The 8,261-nt window shown below is 47.3% G+C and carries 7 protein-coding genes; 6 read left to right on the top strand and 1 reads right to left on the bottom strand.

Annotation, left to right across the window (positions count from 1 at the left end):
• Window positions 1–272: 272 nt before the first annotated feature.
• Window positions 273–2,036 carry a bifunctional metallophosphatase/5'-nucleotidase gene (locus IEW26_RS29375; RefSeq protein WP_188594926.1) on the bottom strand — a complete coding sequence of 588 codons (1,764 nt, stop codon included), beginning with the start codon at window positions 2,034–2,036 and terminating at the stop codon, window positions 273–275.
• Window positions 2,037–2,311: 275 nt separating this feature from the next.
• Here IEW26_RS29375 and IEW26_RS29380 point away from each other — a divergent pair, with 275 nt between their 5' ends.
• The 6 genes from IEW26_RS29380 to IEW26_RS29405 all read left to right on the top strand — a co-directional run bounded on the left by IEW26_RS29380 (window position 2,312) and on the right by IEW26_RS29405 (window position 7,420).
• Window positions 2,312–3,298: a phosphate/phosphite/phosphonate ABC transporter substrate-binding protein gene (locus IEW26_RS29380; RefSeq protein ID WP_111270276.1), complete on the top strand. Its 987-nt coding sequence runs from the start codon at window positions 2,312–2,314 to the stop codon at window positions 3,296–3,298.
• 152 nt (window positions 3,299–3,450) lie between these two features.
• Window positions 3,451–4,248: a phosphonate ABC transporter ATP-binding protein gene (phnC, locus tag IEW26_RS29385; RefSeq protein ID WP_188594934.1), complete on the top strand. Its 798-nt coding sequence runs from the start codon at window positions 3,451–3,453 to the stop codon at window positions 4,246–4,248.
• Window positions 4,245–5,111, top strand: coding sequence for a phosphonate ABC transporter, permease protein PhnE (gene phnE, locus IEW26_RS29390; RefSeq protein WP_188594927.1), 867 nt, complete (start codon window positions 4,245–4,247; stop codon window positions 5,109–5,111). The genes phnC and phnE (IEW26_RS29390) overlap by 4 nt, the downstream gene beginning before the upstream one ends.
• A complete protein-coding gene (gene phnE, locus IEW26_RS29395) occupies window positions 5,108–5,920 on the top strand; it encodes a phosphonate ABC transporter, permease protein PhnE (protein ID WP_188594928.1) in 813 nt (270 codons plus the stop codon). Before phnE (IEW26_RS29390) ends, phnE (IEW26_RS29395) begins: the two co-directional genes overlap by 4 nt.
• 243 nt (window positions 5,921–6,163) lie before the next feature.
• A complete protein-coding gene (locus IEW26_RS29400; protein WP_188594929.1) occupies window positions 6,164–6,406 on the top strand; it encodes a hypothetical protein in 243 nt (80 codons plus the stop codon).
• 753 nt (window positions 6,407–7,159) lie between these two features.
• Window positions 7,160–7,420 (top strand): hypothetical protein, encoded by a 261-nt coding sequence (locus tag IEW26_RS29405; protein ID WP_188594930.1) that lies wholly within the window; start codon window positions 7,160–7,162, stop codon window positions 7,418–7,420.
• Window positions 7,421–8,261: the final 841 nt, after the last annotated feature.

The following is an 8,261-nucleotide window of genomic DNA, read 5'->3' on the forward strand; positions in this document are numbered from 1 at the left end:
CCCAATATCTATCCGTGCATCAAACGTCTATCCAAAGTCCACCCAATATCTATCCGTGCATCAAACGTCTATCCAACGTCCACCCAATATCTATCTGTGCATCGAACGTCCATCCAACGTCCACCCAACCGCCGTTATGCAGCAAAAGCCCCGCCCACTGTGAACTGGGGGCTATGCCGAACATTGTTAGTAATTCCCAGAGAGTACGGTGTCTACCTGCACTGCTTCCCTTCCCCACATGACGGTGATCGGCCCAGCCTCAGGAAGTCCATTTAACAAGTCACCTTCCAGTTATGCACTTCATTTACCTGCAACGGCTGATGCCGTCGAATGTAATCCTCGACGAGTGCCGCCATATCCGTGGCGCCTTCGTGCAGCACCTTTTTGCCCGGATACATCGCATAATCTCCACCGCCTGCAGCACGATAGCTGTTCATCACCACAGCGTAAGTTGCGTCCATCTCCAGCGGTTTGCCTTCACGCTCCAACTGTACCACACGGCTGCCAACCGGCTTTGAGATGTCCAGTTCGTATTCGATCCCGGCCCACATGTCGTAGTTGTAATGCTGAGGTTTGGGCTGCATGTATGCGGGATTCACGGCCACTTTGCCTGAAGCGTCTAGCTCGAAATAACGTGCGGTCTGCTCCAGTGCTTCCCGAATATCCGCTCCGCTCAGTTCAAGCACAGTCAGGGTGTTAGGATAAATGAAGTTCGATAACACATCACGTACTGTAATCTGTCTGCCGAATCCGCGAGCCTCTTCGCTTAGCATAGCTGTGTTGGATAACTGAGCACCTGTTGCCTCGAGCTGCACCTGATGCACAAATTCAATAAAAGGATGCGCTTGAAGCCGAAGCTGCGCGGCGCTCATAATAGACAAATCCCCATCTCCCGCGACTTCGCCAATCGGCTGATCCAGCCATGTCTGTGCCGAGGCCTCCAGCTCCTCAGTCAGCTTCATCACGAGTGGGTCAGGCTTGAGATCAGAGTGCTCATCCAGCAGCAATAAACGCGCTTTTTTGTCCGTCACTGCCCATTTGCCGCCTGGCAGCTGCTCAAGCTGTACTGACACATGACCTGCTGCACTTCCGTTGAATCCGGGTTGAATCACGGTTACCCCATGAATTTCGGCGGTCAACTGGCGGTGCTGATGCCCCGTGAGCAATACATCAATACCTTCGATCTCCCGGCAGATGGCATAGGCCTGATTTTCCCCCGTTAAGCGCTCCGCAGGCTCTCCCGATTCCAGCTCACACTCGAATCCACCATGATAACTGACCACCAGCACATCGGGCTGCTCATATTCACGAATGTATGCCACCCACGCACGAATGGTTTCCAGTGCATCCAGAAAGTGCAGACCTTCGATGTTTTTCGGATGCTCCCAGTTGGGGATGTAGTGTGTGGTCGCACCGAGTAAGGCGAGTTTTACACCGGAAGAGAGTGTCTTGACCAGATACGGATGTCCAAAAGCAGGGATACCCGCTCCAGCAGGTGTAATAGGACGTTCCAGTTGAGTATTTTCCGAATCTCCACTCGAGTCTGCATTATAGCAATGAACCGCGATCGATGTATCCTCATAGGTCATATACGCTGGCTGATTGGCAGGATGCTCTGTATTTGCAAGCTCTGACGTTTGCTGTTCACGTTTCATCACAATATTGGCTGATAGCCAGGGAAAAGAAGAACCTTCCACCGCTCCGCGCAGCAGCTCCTGTCCATAGTTGAACTCATGATTACCCGGAACGGCGGCATCGTATCCAAGCTCATTTAACACGTTAATGAAAGGATGGATTCCATCTTTGGAAATGTGTGAAGCCGCATACGAGGCAAGGGGGGAACCTTGCAGCAAGTCTCCATTATCAATGAGCAGCAGCTCAGGTGAACGCTCCCGTTCCTGGCGAATAAGAGAAGCCAGCAGGGCGAGACCTGCCGGACGATATGCATTGGTATTGTAGTGGATCGGGCGAATAGCCCCGTGAAGGTCACTGGTGAATATAAGTTCAACGTTTGTCGTAGGGGGAATGCGGGTCATTTTACAATCTCCTCTAATATATAAGTTTAGATATATGGCAGAAACAGTGGATACTGTACAGGAAACAGCCTGAACCACAGGGGATAAGCCGTGATAAACGCATGTTTCATCCAGAAACATCAACCATAATGAGCCTATTTTAACAGATGAAAGTCCCGTTGACAGCATGACAGCAAACTTTACAAAACTCCAAATTTCGTTTCACATCACGCGAATATTTGCCAATTATAGTAGACAAGTATTGAAAAATAGAAAAACTTTTGGAGGGTGTTCGATTGAAGAAGTCTGCTTTATTTTTACCATTATTGATTTTGGTTCTGTTCCTGAGTGCATGTGGGTCTAACGCGACAACCAATTCGTCAAACGGAGCTGAAGCCAGTTCGAGCGCGTCCGGCACATCGACCGATACAGCTGAGAAAGACAAAACGGCTGACGGCTATGTACCTACGGAACTGACGGTGCAATTTGTTCCTTCCCAGAATGCAGACACCCTTGAAGCAAAGGCAAAACCGCTGGAGAAGCTGCTTGGCGACAAGCTGGGTATCCCGGTAAAAGTCAGCGTTTCTACAGATTACAACACCATCATTGAAGCGATGTCTTCCAAAAAAGTAGATGTAGGTTTCCTGCCTCCAACGGCTTATGTTCTGGCGAAGGAAAAAGGGGCAGCACAGGTTATTTTGCAAGCTCAACGTTTTGGCGTGAATGATGAGACGGGCGCTCCGACAGAGCAACTGGCAGATTCGTATAAATCCATGATTATTGTGAAAAAAGACTCCCCGATCCAGTCCATTGAGGATCTGAAAGGTAAAAAAATTGCCTACCAGAACGTAACGTCTTCTGCAGGTTATGTATGGCCTGCGGCGCTGCTGATGGACCGCGGTATTGATCCGCTCAAGGATGTACAGCCTGTAACCGTTAAAGGCCATGACCAAGGTGTTATCGCCGTGCTGAACGGTGATGTGGATGCCGCAGCTATTTTCCAGGATGCCCGTAACACGGTGTCCAAAGATTATCCGAATGTATTCAAAGACACACGCGTACTTGCTTTCACTGAGCCAATTCCTAACGATACCATTGCTGTCCGCAGCGATATGAATGCAGATTGGACTGCCAAGATCAAACAAGCCTTCATCGATATCGGTAAAGATACAGAAGGTCATCAGATCATCAAAGAAATCTACACGCACGAAGGTTATGTGGAGTCCGATGACAGCAAATTTGATATCGTTCGCCAGTATAACGAGAAAGTGAAAACCGAGTAGTTGTTCGATCCAGAAGCAATTCGTGACTTTTGCACAGTGAACAGGCCAGTTCAGCGTGATTGACGCTGTTCTGGCTTGTGCCGTTATTACAAGTTTCTGCTGGGAACAGCGGAAACCAGATAAACATTATGAATGAAAGAAGGATTAACGTGATGATTGAGCTTCACAATGTAACCAAAACGTATGCCAACGGCACAAAAGGTTTGAATAACATCAATTTGACATTGAAGCAGGGGGAATTCATTGCCGTGGTCGGTTTATCCGGTGCAGGCAAATCAACGCTGCTGCGTTCCATCAACCGGCTGCATGATATTAGTGAAGGTGAGATTCTGATCAACGGCAGCTCCATCACCAAAGCCCAGGGCAAACGCCTGCGCATGATCCGCCGGGATATCGGCATGATTTTTCAAAGCTTCAATCTGGTGAAACGCTCTAGCGTGCTGCGCAATGTCCTGGCTGGTCGGGTGGGGTATCATTCCACACTTCGCACGATTCTGGGCCGTTTTCCAAAAGAGGATGTCGAGCTGGCCTTTGATGCACTGGATCGGGTGAATATCTCGGAGAAGGCTTATTCTCGTGCGGACCAGCTGTCTGGTGGACAGCAGCAGCGTGTGGCTATTGCGCGTGTGCTCGCACAGGAAGCCAAAATTATTTTGGCCGATGAACCCGTCGCTTCCCTTGACCCGCTCACCACGAAACAGGTTATGGATGACCTAAAACGGATCAATCAGGAGCTCGGGATTACCACGATTGTTAATTTGCACTTTATTGATCTGGCCAGAGAGTATGCGACACGGATTGTTGGCTTGCGGGCGGGAGAGGTTGTATTTGATGGCCCGGTAGAAGAAGCAACGGATGAGCGATTTGCTGAAATATATGGCCGCCCGATTCTGGCTGACGAATTGCTGGACAAGCAGGCTGTGCATGAGCAGGAAGAAGTGCTGGTATGAAGGAAGAGGTTAACGTTTCATTACAAAATGCAGGAGGATCAGCTGGGAACCGGAGGGGGCCAGGCTCTGGAGCTAGTCCGATTCAGGTCATCCAACGTCCCAAGCCGCCTGGTCGTACCAAACATGTACTGACGCTGCTGCTTATTCTGCTGTTGTTATGGGCCAGTGCGAAGCAGACGGGTGCGGGGATAACCGATCTGATTACAGGCATTCCCGAGATGTGGAAGCTGCTGAAGGAGATGTTTCCACCGCGGTGGAGTTATTTTGACAATATCGTTCAAGGCATGCTGGAGACGATTCGTATGGCGCTGCTGGGTACGACAATTGGTGCGATTCTCGCGATTCCGATCTCGATTATCTGTGCTGGTAATCTGGCGCCGAGCCGCTGGATTTATTATCCGGCACGTTTTCTGCTGAACCTGATTCGTACGATACCCGATCTGCTGCTGGCGGCACTGTTTGTTGCTGTATTTGGATTGGGGCCGGTTCCGGGTATTCTCGCACTGGCTGTGTTCTCGGTGGGGCTGATTGCCAAGCTTACGTATGAAACACTGGAGACGATTGACAAAGGGCCGCTTGAAGCGATGACCGCTGTGGGTATGAACCGGATTCAGCTTATTGTGTACGGTGTTGTTCCCCAAATTGCGGCACAGTTTACCTCTTACGTGCTGTATGCCTTCGAGATTAACGTACGAGCTGCTGCCATTCTGGGATTAGTTGGAGCGGGGGGCATTGGGCTTTATTATGAAGCGACACTCGGATTCCTTGAATACGACAAGACCAATACAATCATTATTTTTACACTGGCTATCGTTCTGATTATAGACTATGTGAGCACTAAGCTGCGGGAGAAATTGTTATGATGAAAAATGAAGTAAGCCGTTTTCGGCCCAGACCCAAACCACGAAAAAATCCGCTGCGCTGGATCATTATCCTGCTGTTAATTCTGATCTATGCGTGGGCGCTTGCGGGCGTGCCTTTTACCGGATTCAAGGAAACCGCCGGACAGATTATGAAGGCAATTATCGCAGGTGTTTTCTCCCCAGACTGGAATTTTGTCTATTTGCCTGAAGGGGAGGATTTGCTGCGTGGACTGCTGGATACGCTCGCGATCTCTGTACTTGGTACCGTAATCTCTGCTGTGCTCTGTATCCCGTTTGCCTTCTGGTCAGCACGCAATATGAGCGGCCACCGGGCCATCTCGGGTGCGGGTAAAATGATGCTGAGCTTCATCCGTACATTCCCCGAGATTATTATGGCGCTGCTGTTCATCAAGGCTGTCGGTCCTGGCTCGTTCGCCGGGGTGTTGGCTCTGGGACTGCACTCGATCGGCATGCTGGGTAAGCTGTTTGCGGATGAGGTTGAAAATATCGACTACGGCCCGTCCGAGGCACTGCTGGCTTCAGGGGCAACCCGGATGCAGCAGCTGTGGTTTGCCATTCTGCCGCAGGTCATTCCAGGCTTCCTGAACTATACGCTATATCGTTTTGAAATTAATGTGCGCTCGGCCACGATTCTCGGCGTCATCGGCGCAGGCGGCATCGGGACACCGCTAATCTTTGCACTCAGTACACGCAACTGGCCGCGTGTCGGCATTATCCTGCTCGGCATCATCGTGATGATTACGATTATTGACCTGATCTCGGGATATATTCGAAAGAAGCTGGTGTAACAGGGAATTGTAATACATTTTTTTCTCCAACCGAAAACGAACCCGATACTTTATACACGATTGATCCATTATGGATCGCAAAGCAGCCGTGCATCAGCGCATGAGCTGCTTTTTGTGTATTGGATATGTACTGTTTTGCAGACAGAATCATCATATTTTCTCACGAATTTGAAATGATTAGTTAGAAATGATTTCCTCTTACGATATTATATAGGTATACATTTGTGATCATGGAGGGGAATTATGAGAGAAAAGCATAATCTGTGGTGGGTGGCTGGAATTACTTGCCTGGTCATTGTATTTCTTGTGGGATGTTCGACATTGCAAACCAAAATTAACCTGACGGGAGAGAGTGAGCATTGGACGGGCCAGCTGGACACGACGGTTACAAAGGGCGAAAGCGAGCAGGGAGTATACATCATCTCTTACAATAAAGATAGTTGGGAGAATATCCAGAATTTCAAAATCAGCATAAACAATGGATAGATAATCAGACAGGAAACCGGTCTAGCATCTACTTCTATTCAGTTTCCGATCATGAGGACAGAAGGCTCTAAGGTTAGTGATGAAGAAGACCAAACGGTTGAGATCGAGTGGACTGATGTAAATGGTGAAAAATATGAAGAGAGTATGCTTTTACAAGCAAAGTAACTGAGAAAATTCGTGCTTGAGACAGCGGAAATAAGGCTTCAGTAACAGAAATAAGGCTTCAGTGGAGAGCTCCACTTCTAGCTGAATTTATATATGGAGGGGGATATTGTTTAAAAATGTATTTTATTTCTATTTAATCTTATATTATTCATTTATCCGCAGAAGATACCGATGCTCTATTAAAAGGGGGCGTGGATCATTTTACGGATGATGCTGTTGATTATCACGGGTGCGCTCAGCATTTGTGGTGGCTGGATATGTTCTTCATCGAAAACGAGAATATGTGTTTATCAAAGTTATGGTGTATCTTTTCATCGCAGCCTGGCTTTTGGGATTTATCCGGTTGATTAATTCATAACAATTGGACTGTGGGTGAGTGAATGGGGTTGATTGTTGGGAAGAGTTGCTATGTAACGTACATAGACAAACAGGTGGAGGTACATGTAAAAGTAAAGCTAAAGCTACAGGTAAACAAGTTAGTCGGCGGGAAGGCATATTGAGATTACGTATGAGAAGAATAGGGTGTCCAAGATAGAAGGAGCAGGATATATTAAAGCTCTGAAAAAATAAATAAAAGGTGATTAGCCTATGGAAAAGTTTTATATTATCTGGATCATGTTTGTGGCAGCGGTATTGCTGTACAGGATGATTTTTCAGAAGTTTCAACGACATCAACGTGAGAATATTGGACTTAGCGCTATTCTGATTGTATTTACCGGGAGCAGTTATGCATTCGCGCAGATGAATCTTTTTTTCGTAATTGTCGTCATTGCACTAGGTGCTTATTGCGCGGTCTGGAACACTATTCTTTTTACAAGGAATGGTTACGAGAGAGCACGCCTGAAGTGATATGAATGTTGTTAATTTATATGGAGTGAAATGAAATGATATGAAGCAAGCAAAGCAAAGCAAAGCAAAGCAAAGCAAAGTAAAGTAAAGTAAAGTCGAATAAAGTAAAATTAAAATAAAACGAATTGGAATCAACTGAAATGAATTGAAATAAGTAATACTCGTGGTACGAGGGAAGGTCCGGTAGAAGTCGCACAGTGAGTGTAAAGTGATGTGATTACTAGTATGACTAATAAGTGTTAAGTTGCAGCTAAGGGGCGCTGAATCGTCATTAGTGTTAGTGTTAGGTTGTTGCTAAGGGGCGCTGAATCGTCATTAGTGTGAGTGCTAAGATGCTACGTATGGGCGCTGAATCACCACTAGTGTTAAGTTGCTAGGTATGGTGCTGATTTGTTATGACTAGGTGTTTACGGTATGAAGTCGTTGTAGATAGTGTCGCTTGGTTATGAGTGGGTGCTGCTTGGGTATTAAGTTGGTGCTGTTTAGTGGCATTTCGTGCTGGGTCGAAAAGCTAACGATTCCCAGAAGCCTTATTTGGCCTGAAAAGGGGGCTTCAAAATTCTAACGATTCGTATAGACGCTATTTGTAACATTTAGCCCATTTTTGCTCTCCTGTACCCGAAATTTAGCCAAATAGCGTCACTAGGAATCGTTAGAATGTAAAAGGCGTCTAAAATGGCTGAATAAGGTTTCTCAGATTCGTTAGAGTTTCGGATGACCGAGGGAGCGGGTGGATTTGGACCTATGTCAAGAAAGTAGACACTACGCTGCGGATTTGTCCGTAAATTTCATTGCAAAACGAGCAGGAGAAAGATAACCTAGCGCCCCGTGCATTCGCTTG

This window comes from Paenibacillus silvae (assembly GCF_014639235.1).
Classification (GTDB): Bacteria; Bacillota; Bacilli; order Paenibacillales; family Paenibacillaceae; genus Paenibacillus; species Paenibacillus silvae.